Here is a 25,678-nt window from a genome sequence, read left to right as displayed (position 1 = left end):
CCGTGACAGCCGGAGCAGAGCGGCCGCACCCGCGCAAGAGCGGGGGAGCGGCAAGCGGGGTGGTACCGCGGCACCGGCCGCGCGGAGACGCGCGGAAGGAGCGTCGTCCTCGCACGGCAGGCAACCCGTGACGAGAAGGACCGCGATGAGCACCCAGGGCCACTACCCCCTCCACCGCGACGGCGACGTCGACCCCTCGCCGCGCCTGCCCCGCATCGAGGAGGACGTCCTCGCGCACTGGCGTGCCGACGACACGTTCCAGGCCTCGATCGACAACCGCGAGCCGGGCGAGAACGGGGACAACGAGTTCGTCTTCTACGACGGCCCGCCGTTCGCCAACGGACTGCCCCACTACGGGCACCTGCTGACGAGCTACGTCAAGGATCTCGTGGCCCGCTTCCAGACCCAGCGCGGCCGCCGCGTCGAGCGCCGCTTCGGCTGGGACACGCACGGCCTGCCCGCCGAGCTCGAGGCCGAGCGGATCCTCGGCATCACCGACAAGTCCCAGATCGACGAGATGGGCATCGAGGCCTTCAACAAGGCCTGCCATGACTCCGTGCTGCGCTACACCGGCGAGTGGCAGGACTACGTCACCCGCATGGCCCGCTGGGTCGACTTCGAGCACGACTACAAGACCCTCGACGTCACCTACATGGAGTCGGTGATCTGGGCGTTCAAGCAGCTCTACGACAAGGGCCTGGCCTACGAGGGCTACCGCGTCCTGCCGTACTGCTGGAACGACCAGACGCCGCTGTCCAACCACGAGCTCCGCATGGACGACGACGTCTACTCCGACCGCCAGGACGAGACCGCCACCGTCGGCGTGCGGCTCGAGACCGGCGAGCTCGCCCTGATCTGGACCACCACCCCGTGGACGCTGCCCTCGAACCTGGCCATCGCCGTCGGGCCGGACATCGACTACGTGGTGGTGCGCTCGGCCGACGGCCCCGCCGCCGGCGAGCGCGTCATCCTCGCCGAGGCCCTCCTCGGCGCCTACGCCAAGGAGCTCGGCGAGGAGCCCGAGATCGTCGAGCGGCTCACGGGACGCGACCTCGCCGGGCGCAGCTACGCCCCGATCTTCGACTACTTCACCGGCCGCGACGACGACGCCGCCCCCGGTCCGCACGCGTGGCAGATCATCCTCGGCGACTTCGTCACCACCGAGGACGGCACCGGCCTCGTCCACCTCGCCCCCGCCTTCGGTGAGGACGACATGGCGGTGTGCGACGCCGTCGGGATCCGACCCGTGGTGCCCGTCGACGCCGGTGGCCGCTTCACCGCCGAGGTGAGCGACTACGCGGGGCAGCAGGTCTTCGACGCCAACAAGTCGATCCTCACCGACCTGCGCGACGGCAGCGGACCGCTCGCCCGCCGGCCCGAGGCCGAGCGCGCGCTGCTCGTGCGCCGCGCGTCCTACGTGCACTCCTACCCGCACTGCTGGCGGTGCCGCACCCCGCTCATCTACAAGGCCGTGACCAGCTGGTTCGTCCGCGTCACCCAGTTCCGGGACCGCATGGTCGAGCTCAACCAGGACATCACCTGGGTGCCGGAGCACATCAAGGACGGCATCTTCGGCAACTGGCTCGCCGGTGCCCGCGACTGGTCGATCTCCCGCAACCGCTACTGGGGCACCCCCATCCCCGTGTGGGTGAGCGACGACCCCGCGTACCCGCGCACGGATGTCTACGGGTCCCTCGCCGAGCTCGAGGCCGACTTCGGCCGCCTGCCGACGGACCGGGACGGGAACCCCGACCTGCACCGCCCGTTCATCGACGAGCTCACCCGCCCCAACCCGGACGACCCGTCGGGCAGGGCGACGATGCGCCGCATCCCCGACATCCTCGACGTCTGGTTTGACTCCGGGTCGATGCCGTTCGCGCAGGTGCACTACCCGTTCGAGAATGCCGACTGGTTCGAGCACCACTACCCGGGCGACTTCATCGTGGAGTACATCGGGCAGACGCGCGGCTGGTTCTACACGCTGCACGTCCTCGCGACCGCGATCTTCGACCGGCCGTCGTTCCGCACCTCGGTGAGCCACGGCATCGTGCTCGGCTCCGACGGCCGCAAGATGAGCAAGTCCCTGCGCAACTACCCCGACGTCTCCGAGGTCCTCGACCGCGACGGCGCCGACGCGATGCGCTGGTTCCTCATGGCCTCCCCGATCCTGCGCGGCGGCAACCTCGTGGTGACCGAGGAGGGCATCCGCGAGGTCGTCCGGCAGGTGCACCTCCCGCTGTGGAACGCCTGGTACTTCTACGCGCTCTATGCCGGGACGCTCGACGGCGGGGCGGGCTACGTGTCGGACGGCGTGGACCTGGGCGACCGGGAGGCGTTCGAGGCGCTCGACGTCATGGACCGCTACCTGCTGGCCCGCACGGGGACGCTCGCCGACGAGGTGGGCGCCGCGCTCGAGGCCTACGACGTGCCGCGGGCGACCCAGCTCGTCCGTGAGCACCTCGACCTGCTGACCAACTGGTACGTGCGGACCTCACGCGACCGGTTCTGGGCCGAGGAGCGCGGGGCGTTCGACACGCTGCGTACGGCCCTGGAGGTGCTCACCCGCGTGATGGCTCCGCTCGCGCCGATGGTCACCGAGGAGGTCTGGCGGGGGCTCACCGGCGGGCGCTCCGTGCACCTCACGGACTGGCCCTCCCTGGGTGAGTCGGTCGTGGCGCCGGAGATCGTCGCGGCGATGGACCAGGTCCGCGAGGCCGTCTCCGCCGCGCACGCGCTGCGCAAGGCGGCGTCCCTGCGGGTGCGCCAGCCGCTGCGCACCCTCACCGTGGCCGTCGACGACCCGGCGGCCCTCGAGCCGTACGCGTCGCTGATCGCCCGCGAGGTCAATGTGCGGGCAGTCGAGCTCGTCCGCCCCGAGGACGCCGCCCTCGAGGTCCGCACCGACCTCGCCGTGCTGCCGCGCGAGCTGCCGAAGGAGCTGCGCCGGCTGACGTCCCAGCTGTTCGCCGCCGCGAAGGCAGGGGAGTGGCAGGAGATCGACGACGGCGGAGCGACGTTCCCGGGCGTCCTCGTCCCCGAGGGCCTCGAGGGAGCCGGCGCACCGGTGACGCTGGGCGCCGAGCAGGTCGAGCGCACCACGACCGTCGACCGGGCCGAGGGGGCCTCCGAGGACGTGACGGCGGGCGTGCTCCCGGCCGGCGGCTTCGTCGCGCTGGACACCTCCATCGACGACGAGCTCGAGGCCGAGGGGTACGCCCGCGACGTCGTGCGCGCCGTGCAGGACGAGCGCAAGAACGCCGGCCTGCATGTGTCCGACCGGATCGCGCTGGAGCTCGCCGTGCCTGCGGGGCGGGTCGCGGTGGTCGAAGCGCATCGGCAGCTCGTCATGGACGAGACGCTGTCCATCGGGCTGACGGTGTCCGCCGGGGAGGGCGACGCGATCGTGCCGCAGGTGCGCAAGGTCGGGTGACGCCGGCAGTCGGCGCCGGGGGGTGGTGCGGGCGCCGGAGGCTGGCTGAGCTGCGGGGGCTCACGGTTCCGCCGCCTCCCGGCGCGGGTCACACCTTGAGGTCCAGGCCGATGTCGAGGACCGGCGCGGAGTGCGTCAGCCAACCGGCCGACACCAGGTCCACGCCGCTGGCGGCCACGGCGGGCGCTGTCTCGGCGGTCAACCGCCCCGACGCCTCAGTGACCATTCGGCCGTCGACCAGCGCGACCGCCTCCGCCAGCTGGGCGGGCGTCATGTTGTCCAGCAGGACGGCGTCGACCGGGGTGGTCAGCAGCTCGCGCAGCTGATCGAGCGTGTCGACCTCCACCTCGATCGGCACGAGGTGGCCGGCCGCCTCGCGCACCCGGGCCACGGCTGCGCCGACGCCGCCGGCCAGCGCGACGTGGTTGTCCTTGATGAGTACCGCGTCGTCCAGGCCGAAGCGGTGGTTGACGCCCCCGCCCGCGACCACGGCGTGCTTCTCCACCGTCCGCAGACCCGGCGTGGTCTTGCGGGTACAGCACACCCGCGTGCCGGTCCCGTCGATCGCTCGTGCGATCTGGGTGGTCGCGGTGGCCACCCCGGACAGGTGACCCAGGAAGTTCAGTGCCACCCGTTCCGCCGTCAGTAGCGCGCGGGCGGGACCGCTGACCGTGGCGACGCGGTCGCCGGGAGCGACGGCGGTCCCGTCGGGCCTCTCGACGTCGACCGTCACCCGCGCGTCGAGCAGGCCGAAGGCGAGGACGACGAGGTCCGTGCCTGCGACGACGCCCGGGTCCCGCGCGACGAGCTCCGCGGTGGCGACCCGGTCGGCGGGGACGACCCAGTCGGTGGTGACGTCGCCGGCGCGGCCGAGGTCCTCGCGCAGGGCGTCGCGGACGAGCGGTTCGATCAGGACGGTCGGCAGGTGCCTCATGCGGAGCTCCGTTCCAGGGCGTGGTGGTAGGCGTCGGCCAGGGTGAGGTCCTGGTGGGCCGCCGGTGCGGGGGAGGGGTGGTCGGTGCGGTGGTGCGCGCCGCGGCTCTCCTCGCGCCGAAGCGCACCGGTGACGAGCAGGAGGGCGACGAGCGTGTCGTCGTCATCGGGATCGGTGAGATGGGCCGCGCGGAGCCGGTCCTGGGCGGCAGTCAGGGTGGGGCCATAGCGCACGACGCCGACGGCGGACGACACGAGGTCGCGCACCCTGGCGAGATCGAGCGCCTCGGGATGTTGCTGCGCCGGCCCGCGATGCCCGAGGTGGGGCGTGGTGTGGGCGAGCGTGGGAGGGGCGCCCCCCGCGACGTCCTCGGCCACCCAGCGGGAGCACACCGCCGCCTCGAGGAGCGAGTTCGACGCGAGCCGGTTGGCGCCGTGCAGACCGGTGCTCGCGACCTCCCCGACGGCCCACAGACCCGGCACCGTGCTGCGGCCGTGCTCGTCGACCACGACGCCGCCCATCTGATAGTGCGCGGCCGGCCGTACGGGGAGCAGATCGCGGGCGGGGTCGATCCCCGCCGCCCGGCACGCGGCGGTGACGGTGGGGAAGTGGTCGGCGACGTCCTGGAGGTCGCGGGCGTCGAGGAAGGTGCGTCCGCCGTCGGCCAGGTGCGTCCACACCCGGCGGGCGACGACGTCGCGCGACGCGAGCGGGTCACCCGGCAGGTCGCGGCCGGAGGCGTCCACCAGGCGCGCGCCGGCGCCACGGAGCGCCTCGCTGACCAGCGGCATGGGCCGCAGGCCGACGTCGAGGGCGGTGGGGTGGAACTGCACCATCTCCAGGTCCCGCAGCACCGCGCCGGCACGCGCCGCGAGTGCGAGGCCCTGGCCGCGCGAGGACGAGGGGTTGGTCGAGTGCGCGAACAGGCCGCCGATCCCGCCGGTGGCCAGCACGACCCGGTCGGTCGGCAGGAACGCCGGCTGGTCGCCCTGCAGGACGACCTCGAGGCGGCGGACCGTCCCGTCCTCGACGACGACCCGGACCGCTCGCGCGTGCTCGAGCACCGTGACCGACGGCGTGCGCCGCACGGCGGCCGTCGCAGCGCGCAGCAGCTCGCGTCCGGTGGCGTCGCCGCCCGCGTGCGCGATGCGATGCCGGCTGTGCGCCCCCTCCAGGCCGAGGACCAGGGCACCGTCGTCGTCCCGGTCGAGCTCCGCGCCCAGCTCCACGAGGTACGCGAGGGCCTCGGCGGCCCCGTTCGTCACCCGGTCGATCGCCCCACGCTGGCCGAGCCCCGCGCCCGCGGCCAGCGTGTCGAGTGCGTGCAGCGCCGCCGAGTCACCGGGCACCACGGCCGCGGCGATGCCGCCCTGGGCGAGCGCGGTCGAGCTGTCCGCGCCGAGCGTTCCGGCGCTGAGGACGAGGCACGGCGTCGGGGCCAGGCGCAGCGCGGTGAGCAGGCCGGCGAGCCCGGCGCCGACGATCACCGGCCGATCGGCGCTCATCGGACCGCGAGCATGCGCTCGACGGCGGCGCGGGCGCGCTCTGCGACGTCGGGGTCGATCGTCACCTCGTTGCGCATCTCCTCCAGCGCGACCCGGATGTTGCCGAGGTTGTTGCGCTTCATGTGCGGGCACAGGTTGCACGGGCGGACGAACTCCACGCCGGGGGAGGCGGCGGCGATGTTGTCGCTCATCGAGCACTCGGTGATGAGCGCGACCTGGCGGGGCCGGCGGTCCTGGACGTAGTCGATCATCTGGGCGGTGGAGCCGGACATGTCGGAGACGTCGACGACGTCGGGCGGGCACTCCGGGTGGCTGACCACGACGACGCCGGGGTGGTCGCGGCGGACCTGGGCGATGTCGCCGGGCGTGAAGCGCTCATGCACCTCGCAGCGGCCGGCCCACGTGATGACCTCGACGCCGGTCTGCCGGGCGATGTTCTGGGCGAGGTACTCGTCGGGGATCATGATCACCCGGTCCACGCCGAGGGACTCGATGATCTTCACGGCGTTGCCGGACGTGCAGCAGATGTCGGACTCGGCCTTCACGGCGGCCGAGGTGTTGACGTAGGTGACGACCGGGACGCCGGGGTGCTGGGCCCGCAGGCCGCGCACGTCGGCGGCGGTGATGGACTCGGCCAGCGAGCAGCCGGCGCGCAGGTCGGGCACGAGCACGGTCCGGGACGGGTTGAGCAGCTTCGCGGTCTCGGCCATGAAGTGGACGCCTGCCAGGACGATGACGTCGGCGTCGACGTCCTGGGCCTCGCGCGCCAGGGCGAGGGAGTCCCCGACGATGTCGGACACCCCGTGGAAGATCTCCGGGGTCTGGTAGTTGTGCGCGAGGATCACCGCGTTGCGCTCGGCCTTGAGCCGCCAGATCGCCGCGACGTCGTCCTCCATCGTCGCCCACTCCACGCGCGGCACGGACCCGCGGACCCGCTCGTAGAGGGCGTCGGTGCTGATGCTGACCGTCGTCATGGTGCCTTCCCTGCCTGGTCGTCGGTGACCGCTAGTGATGCTCAGAGTGAGCATTAGTGATGCTCGAGGTGAGCATAACCAGAGCGGTAGCGCGGTGCAAACGACTCGGCGTCGTGTCGTGCCGCGGCGTTCTCTGTGGGTCCGCGGAGTCGGACGGGCCGACCGCCGCTCGGCCGGCCATCAGCCGTGCCGGCTCGGCAGATGGCTACGCTCGCGGCGTGGAGCTGACGGGCGAAATCGGGCGTGGGGCGTGGCTGCTCGAGCGCGTCGGCGGCTGGGGCAGGGTCGGGGGCTCCGCGGGAACCGGGTTCGAGGCGTACGCACGGATCCTGCACCCCGTCGACGCACGCCGTGTGGTCTCGCCGGACGCCGACGAGCCGGGCGAGCGCGCGGCGATCGACGCTGCCCGGTGGACGTGGGCTGAGGTCGCCGCCCGCAACGGCCGGGTGATGCACCCGCTCGTGCAGTGGTGCCGCCTCACGGACGACGAGACGGCCCTGTCCTTCGCCGACGGTTGGCAGGTCTCGCCGAGTGTCGAGGGGATGCTCGAGCCCGACCAGCTCGCCGCCCTGACGGAGCATCTGAGGCTCTCCACCGCCGCTGCCGATGATGTGACCGCCGGCGTCTGGAACGGGTGGGGCGAGCTCCACGGCAACGGTGCCGTCTACGTGTTCGTCGACGCCGACGCAGACCCGGTCGAGAGGGCGACCGAGCGTGCTCGAGCTGAGGCGGAGCGGAGGGATTCCGTCTGCGCTGACGTCCGTCGCGCGGCGGTGACGGGGCCGTTCCTCGAATGGCCGGGCCGGGACTTCCTGCTTTTCGGCACGAGTCTGACCGAGCTCGCCGACCTGAGGCGGGTGAGTGCCGGCGAGTGTGATCCGGGCTGGGGGATCGGAGGAGTGCTGCCCCAGCTGCTGTGGCCTGCGGACCGGTCGTGGGTGGTGGCGAGCGAGATCGACTGGGACTCGACGATCGTCGCCGGCTCCCGCACGCTCGTCGAGGAGGTCCTCGCCGACCCGCAGTTCGAGGCGTACGAGGTGGACGAGGACTCGGACCTCACCTGGGACGGCGACACTCTGAATGCCGAGACATCCGCTCGTCGACCCGACCTATAAGCGCACAGGTAACGGCGTGACGGAGCGCCTGGGTCCGGGACTGACCGGAGCGCTTCGGCCGGACCGTGCAGGTCGCAGGCGTCAGCGCGAGCGGACGATCGGCAGCTTCGTCCCCGCGGCCTCGCGCTCGTCGAGGACCTCGCGGCGGAACCGGAACAACTTGGCGGGACGCCCGCCTGTGGAGTGCTCCACCTCGCCGGTCTCCTCGACCAGCTCCTGGTGCTCGACCAGCCGGCGGAAGTTCTGCTTGTGCAGTTGGTGGCCGGCCACCGCCTCGACCGTGGACTGGAGGCGGCCGAGCGTGAACGACTCCGGGACGAGCTCGAAGATCACCGGCCGGTACTGGATCTTGGCGCGCAGCCGACCGATCCCGGTGGCGAGGATCCGCCGGTGGTCGCGGTCCATCGGCCGCCCGGTCACCTCCGGGTCGGCGCTCGCACCGGCCTCGGGGACCAGCCCGACCTCGTACAGCAGCTCGTAGCGCTGCAGCGCCATGCCGGGCAACCACGGTTGGCCCTCCAGGCCGAAGGTGACGGCGCACCGCAGGCGCCGGCGCACGGCCAGCTCACGGTCCGGCGGCTCGTCCGCCCAGCGGCTCAGCGCGGGCGCGAGGTGGGCCTCGATAAGGTCGTCGCCCGCGCGACGGTCCTCCCAGGGGAAGTACTCCAGCCAGCTCACCCACGAGTCCGTGGGGGAGGCGACGGTGGTGAGCCCGAGGTAGGAGATCTCCAGGGCCGGGTGGGGCGCACGCCGCCGGTCGGCGAACGTGTAGAGCTGTTCGACGTACCCGAGGTCGTGACCGGTCTGCCGGGTCACCCACGAGCGCATCCCGGCCTGCATCGACCGGTGCTCGGTCTGCAGGGGCCCCGACGGCAGCCGTCGCCCGTCCTCGGTGGTCAGGGCCAGGGGTTCGCCGTCGTGCACCGCCGTGATGACGGCGACCAGCTCGGCCTCCACCTGCTCGGCCACGTCGGCCATGGACCCTCCTGTCGTCGCACCGGAACCATCATGCCGCCTGGTGCGCCGTCGTCGGCCCGACTGACCGTGCACCTGTGCCACCTGGTCGCATGTTCGCCGGATTGACGGAAGAGTGACCCCATGAGCGACTGGAGCGAGCACGCGATCTGGTGGCACGTCTACCCGCTCGGGTTCACCGGCGCCCCGGTGCGCCCCACCGAGGAGGAGCGTGCCGCCGTCGAGGCCGAGCCGGTCCACCGCCTGCGGCACCTGACCGCGTGGCTCGACCACGTCGTCGAGCTCGGGGCCAACGGCCTGCTGCTCGGCCCGGTCTTCGAGTCCGAGACGCACGGCTACGACACGACCGACTTCTTCCGCATCGACCCCCGCCTCGGCGACGACGACGACCTCGACCACCTGGTGGCCGAGTGTCGCTCGCGCGGGATCCGTGTCCTCCTCGACGGCGTCTTCAACCACGTCGGCGCCACCCACCCGCTCTACACGGCGGCGCTCGAGGGGGGCGAGGGGTCGGCCGAGGCCGAGCTGTTCCGCATCGACTTCTCCGGGGACGAGCCGGTGGCCGAGGACTTCGAGGGGCACGGCTCGCTCGTCGCGCTCAACCACGCCAGCTCGGCGGTGGAGGACCTGCTCGTCGAGGTGATGACGCACTGGCTGGCGCGCGGGGTCGACGGCTGGCGACTCGACGCCGCCTACTCGGTGCCCACGGAACTGTGGGCACGCGTGCTGCCGCGCGTGCGTGAGGAGTTCCCGGACACCTGGTTCCTCGGGGAGGTCATCCACGGCGACTACGCGGGCTTCGTCGTCGACGGCACGATCGACTCCGTCACCCAGTACGAGCTGTGGAAGGCGACCTGGAGCTCGCTGAAGGAGGGCAACTTCTTCGAGCTCGACTGGACGCTCCAGCGGCACGACGAGTTCCTCGAGGCCTTCGTGCCCCAGACGTTCGTCGGCAACCACGACACCACCCGCATCGCCAGCCAGGTCGGGGCCGAGAAGGCGGCGCTCGCCGCGGTCGTCCTGCTGACGGTCGGCGGCATCCCGTCGATCTACGGCGGCGACGAGTACGGCTGGGAGGGCGTCAAGGAGGAGCGGCTCGGCGGCGACGACGAGGTCCGCCCGATCTTCCCGCCGGACCCGCCGGAGCCGGACGGGCTGAACCCGCAGCAGCAGACGATGCTTCGCGTCCACCAGGACCTCATCGCGCTGCGCCGGCGGCACCCGTGGCTGACTACCGCCCGCACCGAGACCGTCGAGCTCACCAACACCCGGTACGCCTACGACGCCGTCGGGGCCGACGACGAGCGGCTGCGCGTCACCCTCGACATCGGCGGCGTGCCGTGGGCGGATATCCGCGACGGCGACCAGACGTTGCTCGTCGTCGGACGCTGAGCCCGCCCGCGGACCGCGAAGGTCCGAGCAAGAATGCGCGGGCTCGACGTGACAGGTCCACCTAGCCTGGTGGCATGCGCGCATCGCCTCAGCACGCGGACTGGCGGCCACTCATCGCGGCACTTGCGAATCCGCACTGCCGACTCGTGTTCTCACAGATCGTGGTCGGCGAGTCGGCGGAGGTGATCGGTTCCGACCTCGGTCCGACACGGCGGCGGCGCACGCTCGATGCCCTCGTGCGATCCGGTCTCGTTCGTGAGGAGGAAGGCACCTTCGTGGCCTGCAGTGACGTGTTCGCCGATGCGCTCGCAGCCGGTGCCTCCGACCGACCGCAAGGCCCCGAGAGATTCCTCGACGGCGAAGGTCGCATCGATCGCTACCCCACCGATCTCGACGAGCGTCGCGCACTGCTCCACCTCCTCGCGAGAAAGACGATCGGCGAGGGCGAGGTGCTCCCGGAGCGGGAGCTGAGCGAGCGTCTGACAGCGTTCGCAGACGATACGGCGCGACTGCGACGCGAGATGATCGACCACGAGGTGATGGAGAGGACCCCGTCAGGGTCTGAGTACGCACGAGTCCTCGACAACGAGAGCGCGGACGTCGTCGCGGGTCCATCCAGATGTGACACGAACGGCGGCGGGGGCGATCAGGGCTCGGCCGACCCCTCGCGGTAGATCTTCGCCCCCGAGATGCGACCGTCGGCAATGTCGAGGACGGCCACGAGCGCGGCCGTCCTTTCCTGGTCGTCATGCGTCCACCGCTCGGTCATCTCCATGGCGATCGCCCGCCCACCGTCGATCACCCGATGCAGGGTCAGTCGGGGCCGGAGCGAGCTCATCGCGCCGCGGAAGAACTCCTGCAGCACGCGACGGGAATCCGGACAAGGGGTGGGGCGCGCGTGGCAGCATCGGTGCGTGCGCACCTCCGGAGGACCCCAGAGCCCAGCAGCGGTGACGCCCGACGGCGTGCTCGAGGCCGGCGGGGTGACCTACCGGGTCGACCGGGCGAGGGCGGAGGACGTCCCGGCGATCGTCGACCTGCTCCGGGACGACGTGCTCGGCGCCCAGCGCGAGGACCACGACCTCGCCGCCTACGAGCGCGCGTTCGAGGCGATCGATCGCGACCCGAGCCACTACCTCGCGTGCGCGCGCGACTCTCAGGGGCAGGTCGTCGGCGTCATGCAGCTCACGCTCCTGCCGGGCCTCTCGCGCGGCGGCGCGCTCCGCCTCCAGATCGAGGGCGTGCGGGTGGCGGCCACGACCCGCGGCTCCGGCCTCGGCGGGGCGATGTTCGACTGGGCCCACGCCTACGGCCGCAGCCGGGGCGCCCGCTTCGTCCAGCTGACGACCGACAGGTCGCGCGCGGACGCGCACCGGTTCTACGAGCGACTCGGCTACCGAGCCACCCACGAGGGCTACAAGCTGCCGCTGGACTGAGGCGGCTTCGCCCCACGGTGGCGAGGTCGTGCCTGGTGTGGCGAGGTCGTGCCTCCGAAGCACGACCTCGACGGCTCAGGCACGAAGTCGGTGAAGCTCGGGTGGAGCGGTGGTAGAGCCGATCGCCCCGGCGGCGAGCCCCCGGCGCGTGGGAGGATCGGACGGTGACGACTCCCGGCGGTAACGAGCGGCCCGACGACGACGCGCGCGACGACATGCGCGGCGACGAGCCCGCGATCAGCGAGTCCTTCCCGACGATCGACGAGGCCCTCGCCGCCGCGGAGGACGAGGCCGACCCCGAGCTGGCCGAACGCCTGGCCGAGGCCCGGGCGGAGGACGACGAGCGCGAGGCCGACCTCCAGGTCGTCCTGCGCTCCGGCCTGTTCGGCGGACCCGACGACGACGTCGTCCGGGAGGTCGCCGGCGAGGCCGGTCGGGACGCCGACTTCGACGACGACTACGACGAGCTGTTCGTCAGCGACGACGAGCGGATCGACCCCGACGACGCCCATCGCCCCGACGACGACCCGCACGCCCCCTACGCGGGCACCGACGACGCGGGCGCCGGCGACCCGACCGGCGACCCGGCGTCGTCGGAGAACCCCACCGGCGAGGGCACCCCCGAGGAGGAGGCGGCGCTCGCCGAGCTCGCCGCGCAGATCGTCGCCCGCGCCCCCGAGCACGCCCCGCAGCCGAGCCTGGAGCGCGTCCGCGAGGCGCTCGACCTCCTGGGGAACCCGCAGGACTCCTACCCGGTCATCCACCTCACCGGCACCAACGGCAAGTCCTCGACCGCCCGCATGATCGAGGCGCTGCTGCGCGAGCGCGGCCTGCGCACCGGCCGGTTCACCTCCCCCCACCTGCACTCGGTGCGCGAGCGCATCGCGCTGGACGGCGCCCCCATCTCGACGCCGGACTTCCTCACCGCTTACCACGACGTCGCCCCGTACCTCGATCTCATCGACGAGCGGAACGTCGCCGACGGCGGCGCGCGCCTCAGCTTCTTCGAGCTCCTCACCGTCCTGGGCTACGCGGCCTTCGCGGACACCCCCGTCGACGTGGCGGTCGTCGAGGTCGGCCTGGGGGGTCGCTGGGACGCCACCAACGTCGCGCGCGGCCAGGTCGCCGTCCTCACCACCATCGAGCGCGACCACATGCGCTGGCTCGGCTCCACCCTCACCGACATCGCCAACGAGAAGGTCGGCATCATCGAGGAGGGCGCGACCGTCGTCGTGGCCCGCCAGCACGAGGAGGTCGAGGGCATCGTGCTGTCCGCCGCGGCCACCGCGGGCGCCCGGCTCGTCCGCGAGGACGTCGAGCTCGAGGTCGTCGACCGGGAGACCGCGGTCGGCGGCCAGGTCCTCACCCTGAGCACCCCCGCCGGCGTCTACGAGGGGATCTTCCTCCCGCTGCACGGTGCCCACCAGGCCCGCAACGCGCTCCTGGCGCTGGCCGCCGTCGAGCAGTTCTTCGGCGGGGCGGCGCTCGCCGGCGACGTCGTGGAGCAGGCCTTCGCGGGCGTGACCTCGCCGGGCCGCCTCGAGGTGGTCCGCGCCTCGCCGCTGGTCATCGTCGACGCCGCGCACAACCCCGCCGGCATCGAGGCCCTGCGCGAGGGCCTGGCGGAGGCGTTCGACCTCGAGCACGTCGTCGGCGTCGTGGGAGTGATGTACGACAAGGAGGCGGAGGCGATGCTCGGCGAGCTCGAGCCCCTCCTGGAGGAGGTCGTCATCACCGACGCCGGCACCGACCGCGCGATGCCCGCCGAGGAGCTCGCCGAGATCGCCCGCGAGGTGTTCGGTGAGGAGCGCGTCCATCTCGTGCCCCGCCTCGACGAGGCCATCGACCGGGCCGCCACCCTCGCCGAGGCCGACCAGTCGGAGCTCGTCACGCGGACCGCGGTCCTCGTCGTCGGGTCAGTCGTGCTCGCCGGCCGCGCCCGCGAGGTCACCGGGCACACCCGGGGCTGAGAATCCGTCCACGGCCGGCGGACGGGAGTGACGCCGCACGCACGACGCGGCAGGATGGTGCCCACCAGCCATCGAGGGAGATGCCATGAAGAAGTTCCTCAACGACCCGGCCCGCTTCGTCGACGAGTCCGTCCGCGCGTTCGGTCTCGCCCACTCCGACATCCTCGGGGTCAACGCCGACCCCCTGTACGTCGTGCGCAACGACGCCCCGGTGGCCGGACGCGTCGGCGTGATCTCCGGCGGCGGCTCCGGACACGAGCCGATGCACGCCGGGTTCGTCGGCGAGGGCATGCTCGACGCCGCCGTCCCCGGTCCCGTCTTCACCTCGCCCTCGCCGGACCCGATCGAGGCGGCGAGCCGTGCGGTCGATTCCGGCGCCGGCGTCCTGCACATCGTCAAGAACTACACGGGCGACGTGCTCAACTTCGAGACCGCCGCCGAGCTCGCGGACGACGTCGAGATCACGACCGTCCTGGTCAACGACGACGTCGCGGTCGAGGACTCCCTCTACACCGCGGGCCGGCGCGGCGTGGCCGGCACGATCCTCGTGGAGAAGATCGCCGGGGCCGCCGCCGCGCGCGGGGACGACCTCGCGGGCGTCACCGCTCTCGCGCAGCGCGCCGCCGACAACGTGCGGTCGATGGGCCTCGCGCTCGACTCGCCGGTCTCGCCGAGCACGGGCGAGCACTCGTTCGACCTGGGCGACGACGAGGTCGAGATCGGCATCGGCATCCACGGCGAGCCCGGCCGCCGTCGCATCCCGATGACGACCTCCGACGAGCTCACCGACCAGCTCACCGACCCGGTGGTCGAGGACCTGGGGCTCACCGGCGGCGAGAAGGTCGTCCTCCTCGTCAACGGCATGGGCGCCACCCCGGACTCCGAGCTCTACCTCATCTACGGCCGCGCCCGCGCGCGGCTGGAGGAGAAGGGCGTCGAGGTCGTCCGTTCGAAGGTCGGCAGCTACGTGACCAGCCTCGACATGGCGGGTGCCTCGGTCACCGTGCTCAAGGTCGACGACGAGCTGCTCGCCCTGTACGACGCCCCCGCCCGCACGGTCGCCTGGACGCAGGGCTGATCCGTAGGCCGACCCGGCCGCCCGTGCGGCCGGGTCGGCGCGGGCGGCGCAGGCCCTGACGGGTCGCGCACGCACACCGACCGACATACGCACACCGAGAACGACCTGAGGAGAGACATGAGCACGCTGGGCACGGACTGGGCGCTGGACTGGGTGAGCAGGGCGACGGCGACCATCGCCGAGCACCGCATCGAGCTCATCGACCTCGACCGAGCGATCGGCGACGCCGACCACGGCGAGAACCTCGACCGGGGCTTCTCCGCGATCGCGCCGCGCTTCGAGACCTCCGCACCCGCGACGGTCCCGGACGTCCTCAAGGGCGTGGCCAGCACGCTGATGTCCGTCGTCGGGGGAGCGGCGGGCCCGCTCTACGGCACCGCGTTCCTGCGGGGCTCCAAGCAGATCGGCGAGGAGGTCGACGCCGCCGGCGTGGCCGCGTTCCTCGAGGCCGCCCTCGAGGGCGTCAAGGCCCGCGGCCGCGCGACGCCGGGGGAGAAGACGATGGTCGACGCCCTCGCCCCCGCCCTCGAGGCGGCGAAGAAGGTGCAGTCCGACGGCGGGGACGCCACCGCCGCGCTCGAGGCCGCCGCCACCGCCGCTCAGGAGGGCGCCGAGGCCACCGTCCCGCTCGTGGCCACCAAGGGGCGCGCCTCCTACCTGGGTGAGCGCTCCGCGGGCCACATGGACCCGGGGGCCCGCTCGACCGCGCTCCTCCTGCGCGCGGCCGCCGACGCCGCCGCGGCCCAGGCGAACTGATGTCCAGGGTCGCGCTCGTCGCGGTGTCCCACTCGCGGGCGCTCGCGGACGGGCTGGTCGAGCTCGCGGCGCAGATGGCGCCCGACGTGCGGATCGTCGGTGTCGGCGGCACCGACGACGGCCGGATCGGGACGAGCTTCGACGCCCTGGAGACGGCCCTGACCGACCTGCTCGCCGAGGACGAGGTGTCCGGCGTGGTGCTCGTCGCGGACCTAGGGTCGGCGGCGATGACGATCGACTCGGTCCTCGAGCTGCACGACGACGAGCCCGCCCGTCACGCGACCGGTCCGCTCGTGGAGGGGGTCGTCGCCGCGGCGGTCGAGGCGCAGGGTGGCGGGGACCTGACGGCGGTCGCCGGCGCGGTCGCGGCGGCCGGGCGCAGCCTCGTCGACGGTGCCGCGGGTGCGGCGGCGGAGGGCGAGCCGGACGCGACCGCGGCGGAGGGCGGTACCTCCCCCGGAGCAGGCGACGCCTCGGCCGCCGACGCTGTCCGGGAGACCGTCGTCATCGAGGACCCGATGGGCCTGCACGCCCGGCCGGCCGCGGCCGTCGCGACGACGGCGGCCACGTTCGAGGCGGCCGTGACGATCGACGGCGCCGACGCACGCAGCGTCCTCGCCCTCATGGCGAAGAACGTCAAGCCGGGCACCGAGCTCACCGTGGCGGCCACCGGCGCCGACGCCGCCGAGGCCGTGGCCGCGGTCGTGCGCGTGATCGCCGAGGCCAAGGGCTGACCCGCGGACCGGCACCCGACGACGGACCTTCGCCTGACCACGGGCCGACGCCGCCGGCGACCGGCCGGTCCCGTCAGGCGTCCAGGGCGGCGTAGACGATGAAGTTGTCCTCCAGCTGCCCGGTCTCAGGGTTGAGCCCGTCGCAGGTGATGAGGCGGATCTCGGGCCCCGCCGTGTTCCCGTAGACGTCCAGCGTGGGGAACTCCTGCTGGTAGAACTGCTCGGTCCGGTAGACGGTGAACGTCGCCACCGAACCGTCCTCCCGCGTGACCTCCACGGTGTCTCCGACCTCGGTCCGGGGCAGGTCCGCGAAGATCCCGGGCCCGCCCTCGCTGCCGTTGCGGTGCCCGAGGACGACGGACGGACCGGCCTCTCCGGGGGTCGGCGAGTGGACGTACCAGCCGGCCGGCGACCCGAGGTTGTACGGCGGGACCTCGATGACCCCGTTCTCCTGGCGACCGAGGTCCATGACCTCCGAGGAGACGCCGAGGCTCGGGATCTCGATCCGGGCCGGCTCCGAGGCGGGCATGGCATCGGCGACGGGTACCTCCTCCGCCTCCTGCGCGCCGTCCTCCTGCGGAGCGGGCGCGTCGGTCGGAGAACTGGACCCGTCACCGGGGGAGGGAGCAGGCCCCGGGCCGTCCGTGGGCGCGTCGGGGGCCGCGCCGTCCGACGGTGGGACCTGCTCCCCGTTCGGGGTGGTCGACCCGCGATCCCCGTCAGGAGTGCTCGACGCCGAGGGGCCGACCGGGTCGGCGTAGTCGGGCTCGTCGGTCCCCGAGCAGGCGCCGAGGACCAGGAGCACGGCCGCCGCGCCGGCCGTGAGGCCCGCGCGGCGACCGTGGATGCGAGGCATCACGGGGTGCTCCCGACCCGTCAGGCCGTGGCGGCGCGACGCTTGAGCGCCCAGGCTCCGCCGCCGAGGATGCCGACCCCGAGCACGCCGGCGCCGACCGCGAGCGCGGTGCCGTCGTCCGACTGCTGCACCGGCGAGCCGGTGTCGGCGCCGCCGTGCGGCATCTCGCCCACCTGCGAGACCGTCACCGGTCCGCAGGCCGCCGGCAGCGTCGCGGCCAGGGGCAGCGACGGGTCGAGCTCGCTCTGCGCGCCGGCCGCGGCGTCGGACAGGTTCGCGGGGTCGACGCCGTGGACGACCACGACGGCGGTGCCGTCCGCGAGGGCCGCCACGGTGTCGTCGTCGAGCTCGAGGGTCCGCTCGTACGTGTAGGCCGAGCCGCCCGGGAAGCGGTCGACGGCCAGGCCGGAGTCAGGGCTCGTGTCGCCCTCGGTGGTCAGCGAGGTGGCGATCATGCCGTAGAAGGGGTGGCCCTCCTCGACGTTGACCGCGTCGTCGCCGTTCATGTCGGCCTCCGGCCCGGGGCAGGTCCCCTCCGCGCCGATGTGGATGTGCTGCGCGTGCGGGAACGGTGCGTCCATGAACGTCTCGGCCGCACCGGAGACGTTCATCGACACGGTCGCCTCGTGGCCGTCGAGCTCGAGCCAGAAGTCGCCGGTCGTCCCGCTGTTGTTGAGCTCTCCCAGGTGGGCCTGGCCGGACCAGGTGCCTTCGGCGTGGCTGCCGCCGTCGTGACCGCCGTCGTCGTGCCCGTCGTCGTGGCCGTGCGCCAGCGCCGGGCCGGCCGCCAGGGTCAGGGCACCGAGCGCCAGGGCCGGTGCTGCCAAGAACTTCGTCGTTCGCATGATGAGCTCCTTCGTGATCCGTCGGTCGGACACGCAGGGTTCGGAGCCGGTGGGCGATCGGATGGGTGCGGATTCGACGACGCCGAGATTCCGTCGTCGCTCTGCCGAACCGTTGCTCGCGAGAGTGCGTGACATGTAACATCGGTGCATGGCGAGCACGCGCGAGAGGGTCCAGGCGTATCGCCAGCGTCTCCGTGACCAGGGGCTGCGACCGGTGCAGATCTGGGTGCCGGACGTGCGCGCACCCGAGTTCGTGGCGGAGGCGCATCGCCAGTCGACTCTCGTGGCCGGCAGCGCACACGAGAGCGACGACCAGGCCTTCGTCGACGCCATATCGGTGGAGTGGGGCGACGAGGACGAGGGCGAGTGAGACGCGGCGAGATATGGACCGCTGCTGCGCGGGGCAGCTACTCCGGAAAGCCACGGCCCGTGGTGATCGTCCAGGACGACCGCTTCGATGCGACCGGGTCCGTGACGGTCTGCCCGATGACCACCAGCGCTGTCGACGCCCCGTTGCTGAGGATTCCTGTGGACCCCGCCGTCGGCATCGCTCGGTCCAGCTGGATCATGGTCGACAAGGTCACCACCGTGCCGCGTGCAGGCGTGCGCGAGCGGGTGGGACGGCTGCCCGACGACGAGCTCGTGCGGCTGAACCGGGCACTGCTCGCCTTCCTCGGCCTCGCGGGCTGACCGGCCCGGTTCGCCCCGGGGCTGCGGAGGCCATCGGCACCGACGTGGTGCAGGACAACCGCTCCCGACAGACCCGGGCAGCGAGCCTACGATCGAGGCTCCGCCACCGACCCCGGGAGCCGCCGTGCCCATGCCAGCCCTCGTGGCCTTCGACCTCGACGACACGCTCGCGCCGTCGAAGCAGCCCCTGCCGGACCCGATGGTCCGCGCGCTCGCGGACCTCCTCGCCCGCGTGCCCGTCTGCCTCATCTCGGGCGGCGACGTCTCGCAGTTCCGCACCCAGGTGGTCGAGCGGATGGCCGGCCACGACCTCACCGACCTCCACCTCCTGCCCACGTGCGGCACCCGCTACCTCCGGGTCGAGGGCGAGCAGCTGGTCGAGATCTACGCCCACGAGCTTCCCGAGGCCATGCGCTCGGCCGCGGCCGCCTCGCTCGAGCGCCGGGCCCGCGAGCTCGGCCTGTGGGAGCCGGACACGTGGGGCGACATCATCGAGGACCGCGGCACCCAGATGACGTTCTCCGCCCTCGGCCAGCGGGCCCCCGTGGACGCGAAGAAGGCGTGGGACCCCACGGGCGAGAAGAAGGAACGCCTGCGCGCCGCCGTCGCCGCCGACCTGCCGGACCTCGAGGTCCGCTCCGGCGGTTCGACCTCCGTGGACATCACGGCCACCGGCATCGACAAGGCGTACGGCATGGAGCGGCTCGCACAGCGGACCGGCGTCGCGCTGGCGGACATGCTCTTCGTCGGCGACCGCCTCGACGAGGGCGGCAACGACCGCCCGGTCCTCGACCTCGGCGTGCCCTGCCGGGCGGTCACCGGCTGGGAGGAGACGGTCGACCTGGTGACGGCCCTGGTGGCCGACCTCGACACCGACGGGCCCGCCACGTCCTGAGCTCTCCTGGCGACCATCGGTCCAGATGCGCCTACCGTGGTCGGGTTCCGACCGGGAGGGGTGACATGAGCACCGTTCGATCACCGCGGCGCGCTGCGCTCGCCGCGCTGGCCACCAGCACGCTCGTCCTTGCTGCCTGCGGCTCGGGCGGCGACGACGCCGAGGGGGACGGCGGGCAGGACGGCGACGGCGGTGCCGACGGTTCCACCGCCCACGTCGCGCAGGCCGCCGCGCCGGGGGAGTCGCTCGTGCTCGAGGGGGAGGGCACCGCGCGTTCCGTCGCGGCCGCCGGCACCTATTTCGACTCGTCCCCGGTCGTCGTCCTCGCGCCCGACGGCGGACCCCGTTCCGTCGAGGCGGCCTCCGCCGGCGTGCACCTCGGGGTGCCCGTCCTGGTCGACGGCGATGACGCGGCCGAGGCCGCCGAGATCGAGCGCCTCGGCGCGACCACGGTCCTCGCCGTCGGGCCGGTGTCGGTCCCCGGGGACGTCGGCGTCGATGTCGCCGCCCCGGCCGACGATGCCGCGCTCGCCGAGCTGCTCGGCGGGCCCGACGTACAGGAGGTCGAGTCCTCGGAGGCCGTCAGCGCCGTGGCCGGGACCGGCGCCGAGGCGCTCGTCGTGGCCGGTGCGGACTGGGGTCCCGGCGCTGCCGGCGCCGAGACGACCACGGACGGCCCGGCCGAGCCGGCGAGCGACGGTCCGGCAGGGACGACCTCGGACGGCCCGACGGAGCCGGCGAGCGACGGCGCCGCCGAGACGGGCTCGCACGACGTCGTCACCGAGCTGCCCGACCTCGGTGACACCGAGGCCTCCGCCGGCGAGACCGTCGCACTCGGGGGCGGCACCCTCGACGAGCTCGCCGTCGCCGCCACCGCACGGGCGGCCGGAGCCAACGTCGTCGTGGCGAGCGGCGGCGACCCGCGCGCGAGCGCGGCCGGCGTCGAGGCCGTCCATGCGCTGGCCACCGACCTGGGCCTGGCACCGGACGAGGAGAGTGCCTCAGGTGGGCCGGAGGCGTCGAGCGACGGCGCCGGGAGCGACTCCGACGAGTCCGACGAGTCCGCCGAGTCCGACGAGTCCGACGGTGCCCCCGGCGAGTCGCCCTCCGACCCGGCCACCGCCGAGGGCGAGGCCGAGGCGGAGTCGGGTCTCGTCGTCGTCGGACTCTCGCCCGGTCTCGGCGACGCCGATCAGCTGGCCACCCGGACGAGGAGTGCCGCCACCGGTGTCCAGCTGCCGGCGGGCGGCCAGCTCGTGCTGCCCGAGCCGGACGGCGACCAGACCGGCGCGCTCTACGTCGCGCTCTACGGCAGCCCCGACTCCTCCGCCCTCGGCGTGCTCGGCGAGCAGGGGCCCGAGGAGACGATCGCCAGGGCGGAGGAGGTCGCCGCCGAGTACGAGGGGCTCACCGACGAGACGGTGGTGCCCACGCTGGAGATCATCGCGACCGTGGCCTCCGGTGAGCCGGGCGACGACGGCGACTACTCCAACGAGACGCCGGTCGAGCGGATCCGCCCCCTCGTCGACCTCGCCGGCGAGCACGGGCTGTACGTCGTGCTCGACCTGCAGCCCGGCCGCACGGACTTCGTCACGCAGGCGCAGATCTACGAGGAGCTGCTGCTCGAGCCGCACGTCGGGCTCGCGCTCGACCCGGAGTGGCGGCTCACGCCGGACCAGGTCCACCTCACCCAGATCGGGCAGGTCCCGGTCGAGGAGGTCAACGAGGTCGTCACCTACCTCGCCGACCTCACGTCGGAGCACGACCTGCCGCAGAAGCTCCTCGTCCTGCACCAGTTCCAGGTGCGGATGATCCCCGACGTCGACCAGGTCGACCAGTCGCGCGACGAGGTCCAGGTGCTCATCCATGCCGACGGCCAGGGCGCGCAGGGCGACAAGCAGACGACGTGGCGCACGCTGCTCGACAACGCACCGTCCGTGACCGCGTGGGGCTGGAAGAACTTCTACGACGAGGACACGCCGATGCTGACCCCGGAGGGGACGATGGCGGTCGAGCCGACCCCGGACCTGGTCACCTACCAGTAGCTCGTGCCGGGTGCGGGTCAGGTTCCGCGGTGCAGACCGAGCCGGAACCCGACGCCGAGCGCGAGCACGACGGCACCGGCGAACACCCAGCCGGACACGGCCAGCGCCTGCGTCCCGGACAGGAAGACGCCGATCGTGCAGCCCAGGCCGATGATCGAGGCCCAGCCGATGAGCACACCGCCGAGGAGCCCGGTCCCGGAGCCGCGCAGGGTCAGCGGCTCGATCGAGAACCGCCTGCCCGGCAGCGCCGCGGCGAAGGAGCCCGCGACGATCCCGATGACGAGCCACCCGTTGGAGGTGATCGTGTCGACCACGAGGGCGACGCAGCCGCCCAGGCTGACGTCGAGCCCGAGGAGGGTGTGGGGCAGGGCGTCGACCGAGTCCATCGTCGTGCGGGTCAGGCTGGACAGCTGCGAGGTCACGCCGAGCGGACGGTCGCGCAGGAACGCCAGGAAACCGATGACGCCCACGCCGGCGCCCGTGGCCAGGGCCGGCCACCGTTTGAAGAAGACCAGGCGGCGGAGGGTGTCGGCGTCGAGCGTGCGTCGTGGCCGCGCCGCGATCGGCGGGTTCCACCGGAGCAGCGCGACGGCCACCGCGGCGAGCACGCCGAGCTGCAGGGCGACGGCGATCCCGTATCCGGCGCCGGCCGGCAGCCACGGCACAGGCGCGCCGACGACGACGTGCGAGTAGATCGGGTTCCACGTGAGGAAGCCGAGCCCGAACCCGATCAGCGCGCCGAGCAGCGCGGGGATCGAGCGCAGGCTGCCCTCGCCGAGGCGGTAGAGGTGACCGGCGATGCAGCCGCCGGAGATCACTACACCGGCCCCGAACACGAGGCCGGCCACGACGAGCGCGATGCTGACCGGCGCGATGTGCGCGCCGGAGGGCAGCGTGCCAGACGTGGGGTCGGGCAGCCGGATCGAGAAGACGAGCGCGTAGCCCACGGTGCCCACGCCGATCGCGGTGAGGATCGAGTAGACGCCCCGGGTGTTCTTCTTCTCGAAGGCGTCGCGGAAGATGCAGAAGAAGCAGAACCGGCCGCGCTCGAAGAGGATGCCGAGACCGGTGCCGGCGAGCAGCGCGAAGCTCGCCGCGCTGCCCCCGACCCCGTCGCCGCGCACGGACCCGAGCCAGCCGGCCGTCGCCAGCAGCGCGACGGCCACCGTCAGCGCGATCACGGTCCGTACGGTGTCGGCCGGCGTCCAGCCGAGCGGTCGTTCGCCCTCGGGGGTCGCCCGGGGCGAGGGGGCAGGGCCGGCCGCAGGGGCTGCCACGGGTGCTGTGCTCACGGTCGTCGTCGTCCTTTCGGTGGCGTGCCCCGACGGCGGAGGCGCGAGGCGCGTCCGCCGTCGGGGGCATCGGTGGGGTCGCCCGTGCCGGGCGGGAGGACTACCGGCTCGTGCCCCACACGCCGCCGCGGTCGCCGGTCTCGTTGGTGACCGGCACACCGACGGTGTTGCCCCACTCGGTCCAGCTGCCGTCGTAGTTCTGCACGTCGAGGCCGAGGATCTGGGAGAGGGCGAACCAGGTGTGCGAGGAGCGCTCGCCGATCCTGCAGTAGGTGATGATCGGGCCGTCGAGGTCCACGCCCGCCTCCTCGTAGACCGCGCGGATCTCCTCGGCGCTGCGGTAGGTGCCGTCCTCGTTGACGATGGAGCCCCACGGGACGTTGATCGCGCCGGGGATGTGCCCCCAGATCACCGTGGACTCGCCCCCGAAGATCGCCGGGTCGACGCCGACCTCGCCGTTGTACTCCTCGGTCGAGCGGATGTCGATGAGGGTGTGGCTGCCGGTGTCGACGGCGTCGAGCACCTCGGGCTGGAACGCGCGGATGTCGAAGTTCTGCGGCTGGGCGACCCACGTGCCGGGCTCGGGCTGGGGGACCTCCTGGACGAGCTCGCGCCCGTCGACCTGCTCCCACTTGTGCAGGCCGCCGTCGAGCAGGCGGACGTCCTCGAAGCCGTAGAGGTTGAACACCCAGGCGGCGTAGGCCGCGAACCAGTTGTTGTTGTCCCCGTAGAGCACCAGGGTGGAGTCCTCGTCCAGGCCGAGGCCCTGGCTGACCTCGGTGAACTGGTCGGCGTCGATGAACTCGCGGGTGTTGTCCTGGGTGAAGGAGGTCGCCCAGTCGAGGAACTGTGCGCCGGGGATGTGGCCGTCGACGTAGGGCGTGAGCTCGGAGGAGGCGAGCTGCTCGCTGACGTCGACCAGCACGATGTTGTTCTCCTCCAGCCCCGACCCGATCTGCTCGGCGAGCCAGTCGGTGGAGACCAGGACGTTCTCGATGTCCTCGTCGCCGCCCTGGTGGACCGAGTCGAGACCGCGGTGCTCGCCCTCGGCGAAGCTCTGGGAGACGGTGTCGGCCACGACGGTGTCCCCGTCGACCGCACCCGCCTGGCCGGCGCCGCTGCCCGGGGTGTCCGCGTCCGCCTCCGCCGTGCCACCGCGGCCGATCAGCAGGCCGGCAGTGCCGGCCAGGGCCGCCACGGCGACGACGGCGACGACGGTCTGCCAGGTCTTGCGCCCGCCGGCGGGCGGAGACGTGGCTTCCTCGGGTGCGGGTGGCGAACCGGTGGAGCCCGCGTCGTCGGTGGGCTCTGGGCGCTCGGTGGGCGTGTTCTGCTCGCTCATGGGGGACTCTCCTTGGTGGCTTCCGTGCCGGGTGCGCCGTCTGTGCCGCGCCTCTCTCGGTAGTGGAAAGTTAAAGGGAATCCGACCGCGTCGTATCGCTAGGTGCGCAGAATCCACATGCTGAGATCCCGGGACCTCAGGTATGTGGAGCCGCTGGGCTGCGGGTGCTCGGGGCCGCGGGTCTGCAGGCCTGTGGACCCGCGGGACTGCAGGGCCGCAGGCCGGCAGCTCCGCGGTCCCGCGGGTCCGCGAGAGCCCGGGTCAGACCGCGCCGTGCCCCTCGGCGACCTCCTCGCCCGCGGCCACCGGCCCCGGCGGGGTTCCGTCCCCGAACGGGCGTCCGCCGAGGGCCTCGCGGCCGTGCGGCGTCAGCCAGCTCCACAGCGCCGGTCCGGCGGGCACGATGCCCGACGGGTTGATGTCCGTGTGCACCACGTAGTAGTGCTCCTTGATCTGGACGAAGTCGATCGTGTCGCCGAAGCCCGGGGTCTGGAACAGGTCGCGCGCGTACCCCCACAGGGCCGGCATCTCCCGCAGCAGGTTGCGGTTCGCCTTGAAGTGCCCGTGGTAGACGGCGTCGAAGCGGGCGAGCGTGGTGAACAGGCGGACGTCGGCCTCGGTGATCGTGTCGCCGACGAGGTAGCGCCGCTCCGTCAGCCTGTCCTCGAGCTGGTCCAGGGCGGTCCACAGCCGGTCGTAGGCGGCGTCGTAGGCCTCCTGGGAGCCGGCGAACCCGCAGCGGTACACGCCGTTGTTGACCTCGGTGTAGACGTGCCGCATGACCGCGTCCATCTCGTCGCGGTGGGCCGTCGGCAGCAGGTCGGGGGCGGCCTCGCGGTGGTGCTCGGTCCATTCCGTCGACAGGTCGAGCGTGATCTGGGCGAAGTCGTTCGTCACCACGGCGCCCGACCGCTCGTCGACGATCGCGGGCACCGTGATGCCGCGCGCGTAGTCGGGGTCGCGCGCGAGGAAGGCGTCCTTGAGCCGGGGGATGCCGAGCACCGGGTCGACGCCGCCGGGGTCGAGGTCGAAGGTCCACGAGTCGGCGTCGTGGGTGGGGCCGGGCTGCCCCAGCGAGATCACGCCCTCCAGGCCGAGGAGCCGTCGCACGATCACCGTACGGTTCGCCCACGGGCACGCCCGCGCGGCCACGAGGCGGTAGCGGTTCGGCTCGACGGGGTAGTCACCGGAGCCGGGTTCCGGCTCGCGGACGATCCGCGTGGTGATGTAGTTCGTGTCCCGCGAGAACTCCTTGCCCGGGACCGAGTAGGTGCCGCCGGTCGAGTGCTCGGGCCGGCTCTCGGACTGCTGGTCGCTCATCGCCCCAGCCTAGGACGCGACGAGGGCCGCGGGGGGGGGGGGGGGAGGGGCCCGGGACGCAGCCCCTCCCCTTTTCTTGCCGTTTTGTGTCCAT

At 73.0% G+C, this 25,678-nt stretch carries 23 protein-coding genes; 13 read left to right on the top strand and 10 right to left on the bottom strand.

Annotation, left to right across the window (positions count from 1 at the left end):
* Positions 1-145: 145 nt before the first annotated feature.
* Complete coding sequence (gene ileS, locus ACPYO4_RS06830) at positions 146-3,430, top strand: isoleucine--tRNA ligase (RefSeq protein WP_425708464.1); 3,285 nt, start codon at positions 146-148, stop codon at positions 3,428-3,430.
* Positions 3,431-3,518: 88 nt separating this feature from the next.
* On the opposite strand, the gene nadC is transcribed toward ileS, so the two are convergent.
* The 3 genes from nadC to nadA are packed head-to-tail and all read right to left on the bottom strand — an operon-like array spanning position 3,519 to position 6,843.
* The gene (nadC, locus tag ACPYO4_RS06825) at positions 3,519-4,364 is read right to left on the bottom strand and encodes a carboxylating nicotinate-nucleotide diphosphorylase (protein WP_425708463.1); all 846 of its coding nucleotides are present in this window, start codon (positions 4,362-4,364) and stop codon (positions 3,519-3,521) included.
* Positions 4,361-5,869, bottom strand: coding sequence for an L-aspartate oxidase (locus tag ACPYO4_RS06820; protein WP_425708462.1), 1,509 nt, complete (start codon positions 5,867-5,869; stop codon positions 4,361-4,363). Before ACPYO4_RS06820 ends, nadC begins: the two co-directional genes overlap by 4 nt.
* Positions 5,866-6,843, bottom strand: a complete 978-nt coding sequence (nadA, locus tag ACPYO4_RS06815; RefSeq protein ID WP_425708461.1) for a quinolinate synthase NadA — start codon at positions 6,841-6,843, stop codon at positions 5,866-5,868. Before nadA ends, ACPYO4_RS06820 begins: the two co-directional genes overlap by 4 nt.
* Before the next feature lie 218 nt (positions 6,844-7,061).
* Between nadA and ACPYO4_RS06810 the strand changes: the two genes are divergently transcribed.
* Positions 7,062-7,958, top strand: a complete 897-nt coding sequence (locus ACPYO4_RS06810; protein ID WP_425708460.1) for a hypothetical protein — start codon at positions 7,062-7,064, stop codon at positions 7,956-7,958.
* 81 nt (positions 7,959-8,039) lie between these two features.
* On the opposite strand, the gene ACPYO4_RS06805 is transcribed toward ACPYO4_RS06810, so the two are convergent.
* Positions 8,040-8,936 carry an NUDIX hydrolase gene (locus ACPYO4_RS06805; RefSeq protein ID WP_425708459.1) on the bottom strand — a complete coding sequence of 299 codons (897 nt, stop codon included), beginning with the start codon at positions 8,934-8,936 and terminating at the stop codon, positions 8,040-8,042.
* Positions 8,937-9,056: 120 nt separating this feature from the next.
* Here ACPYO4_RS06805 and ACPYO4_RS06800 point away from each other — a divergent pair, with 120 nt between their 5' ends.
* On the top strand, positions 9,057-10,325 hold the full coding sequence (locus ACPYO4_RS06800) for an alpha-amylase family protein (protein ID WP_425708458.1): 1,269 nt from the start codon (positions 9,057-9,059) through the stop codon (positions 10,323-10,325).
* A gap of 74 nt (positions 10,326-10,399) precedes the next feature.
* Positions 10,400-10,999 carry a DUF2087 domain-containing protein gene (locus ACPYO4_RS06795; RefSeq protein WP_425708457.1) on the top strand — a complete coding sequence of 200 codons (600 nt, stop codon included), beginning with the start codon at positions 10,400-10,402 and terminating at the stop codon, positions 10,997-10,999.
* Here ACPYO4_RS06795 and ACPYO4_RS06790 read toward each other — a convergent pair.
* Positions 10,972-11,190, bottom strand: a complete 219-nt coding sequence (locus tag ACPYO4_RS06790; RefSeq protein ID WP_425708456.1) for a hypothetical protein — start codon at positions 11,188-11,190, stop codon at positions 10,972-10,974. The genes ACPYO4_RS06795 and ACPYO4_RS06790 overlap by 28 nt on opposite strands.
* A 49-nt stretch (positions 11,191-11,239) precedes the next feature.
* On the opposite strand from ACPYO4_RS06790, the gene ACPYO4_RS06785 reads away from it, so the two are divergent.
* From ACPYO4_RS06785 to dhaM, 5 genes are all read left to right on the top strand, one after another.
* On the top strand, positions 11,240-11,761 hold the full coding sequence (locus ACPYO4_RS06785; RefSeq protein ID WP_425708455.1) for a GNAT family N-acetyltransferase: 522 nt from the start codon (positions 11,240-11,242) through the stop codon (positions 11,759-11,761).
* A gap of 164 nt (positions 11,762-11,925) precedes the next feature.
* Positions 11,926-13,731: a bifunctional folylpolyglutamate synthase/dihydrofolate synthase gene (locus tag ACPYO4_RS06780; RefSeq protein ID WP_425708454.1), complete on the top strand. Its 1,806-nt coding sequence runs from the start codon at positions 11,926-11,928 to the stop codon at positions 13,729-13,731.
* 85 nt (positions 13,732-13,816) lie between these two features.
* Positions 13,817-14,809 carry a dihydroxyacetone kinase subunit DhaK gene (dhaK, locus tag ACPYO4_RS06775; RefSeq protein ID WP_425708453.1) on the top strand — a complete coding sequence of 331 codons (993 nt, stop codon included), beginning with the start codon at positions 13,817-13,819 and terminating at the stop codon, positions 14,807-14,809.
* 117 nt (positions 14,810-14,926) lie between these two features.
* Entirely contained in the window at positions 14,927-15,565 is a 639-nt protein-coding gene (dhaL, locus tag ACPYO4_RS06770; protein ID WP_425708452.1) for a dihydroxyacetone kinase subunit DhaL, read from the top strand.
* On the top strand, positions 15,565-16,299 hold the full coding sequence (dhaM, locus tag ACPYO4_RS06765; RefSeq protein ID WP_425708451.1) for a dihydroxyacetone kinase phosphoryl donor subunit DhaM: 735 nt from the start codon (positions 15,565-15,567) through the stop codon (positions 16,297-16,299). Before dhaL ends, dhaM begins: the two co-directional genes overlap by 1 nt.
* A gap of 73 nt (positions 16,300-16,372) precedes the next feature.
* Here dhaM and ACPYO4_RS06760 read toward each other — a convergent pair whose 3' ends face one another.
* Together ACPYO4_RS06760 and ACPYO4_RS06755 are read right to left on the bottom strand one after the other, a co-directional pair.
* The gene (locus tag ACPYO4_RS06760) at positions 16,373-17,155 is read right to left on the bottom strand and encodes a class F sortase (RefSeq protein ID WP_425708450.1); all 783 of its coding nucleotides are present in this window, start codon (positions 17,153-17,155) and stop codon (positions 16,373-16,375) included.
* Between the two features lie 20 nt (positions 17,156-17,175).
* On the bottom strand, positions 17,176-18,000 hold the full coding sequence (locus tag ACPYO4_RS06755; RefSeq protein WP_425708449.1) for a hypothetical protein: 825 nt from the start codon (positions 17,998-18,000) through the stop codon (positions 17,176-17,178).
* 148 nt (positions 18,001-18,148) lie between these two features.
* Here ACPYO4_RS06755 and ACPYO4_RS06750 point away from each other — a divergent pair, with 148 nt between their 5' ends.
* From ACPYO4_RS06750 to ACPYO4_RS06735, 4 genes are all read left to right on the top strand, one after another.
* Positions 18,149-18,370: an antitoxin MazE family protein gene (locus ACPYO4_RS06750; RefSeq protein WP_425708448.1), complete on the top strand. Its 222-nt coding sequence runs from the start codon at positions 18,149-18,151 to the stop codon at positions 18,368-18,370.
* Positions 18,343-18,690: a type II toxin-antitoxin system PemK/MazF family toxin gene (locus ACPYO4_RS06745; protein ID WP_425708447.1), complete on the top strand. Its 348-nt coding sequence runs from the start codon at positions 18,343-18,345 to the stop codon at positions 18,688-18,690. Before ACPYO4_RS06750 ends, ACPYO4_RS06745 begins: the two co-directional genes overlap by 28 nt.
* A gap of 130 nt (positions 18,691-18,820) precedes the next feature.
* On the top strand, positions 18,821-19,585 hold the full coding sequence (locus tag ACPYO4_RS06740) for an HAD-IIB family hydrolase (RefSeq protein WP_425708610.1): 765 nt from the start codon (positions 18,821-18,823) through the stop codon (positions 19,583-19,585).
* Between the two features lie 65 nt (positions 19,586-19,650).
* Positions 19,651-21,630: a hypothetical protein gene (locus tag ACPYO4_RS06735; RefSeq protein WP_425708446.1), complete on the top strand. Its 1,980-nt coding sequence runs from the start codon at positions 19,651-19,653 to the stop codon at positions 21,628-21,630.
* Positions 21,631-21,647: 17 nt separating this feature from the next.
* Here the strand turns inward: ACPYO4_RS06735 and ACPYO4_RS06730 are convergent, their stop codons facing one another.
* The 3 genes from ACPYO4_RS06730 to ACPYO4_RS06720 all read right to left on the bottom strand — a co-directional run bounded on the left by ACPYO4_RS06730 (position 21,648) and on the right by ACPYO4_RS06720 (position 25,584).
* Positions 21,648-22,922 carry a YeeE/YedE family protein gene (locus ACPYO4_RS06730; RefSeq protein ID WP_425708445.1) on the bottom strand — a complete coding sequence of 425 codons (1,275 nt, stop codon included), beginning with the start codon at positions 22,920-22,922 and terminating at the stop codon, positions 21,648-21,650.
* A gap of 100 nt (positions 22,923-23,022) precedes the next feature.
* Positions 23,023-24,264: a sulfurtransferase gene (locus tag ACPYO4_RS06725; protein WP_425708444.1), complete on the bottom strand. Its 1,242-nt coding sequence runs from the start codon at positions 24,262-24,264 to the stop codon at positions 23,023-23,025.
* A 261-nt stretch (positions 24,265-24,525) separates the two neighbouring features.
* On the bottom strand, positions 24,526-25,584 hold the full coding sequence (locus ACPYO4_RS06720) for a glutathione S-transferase family protein (protein ID WP_425708443.1): 1,059 nt from the start codon (positions 25,582-25,584) through the stop codon (positions 24,526-24,528).
* Positions 25,585-25,678 lie beyond the last annotated feature (94 nt).

Source organism: Georgenia sp. Z1491 (genome assembly GCF_049856175.1).
GTDB lineage: Bacteria > Actinomycetota > Actinomycetes > Actinomycetales > Actinomycetaceae > JB111.
Note: the sequence above shows the minus strand (reverse complement) of the source record. Positions and strands in the feature narration are given on the sequence as shown.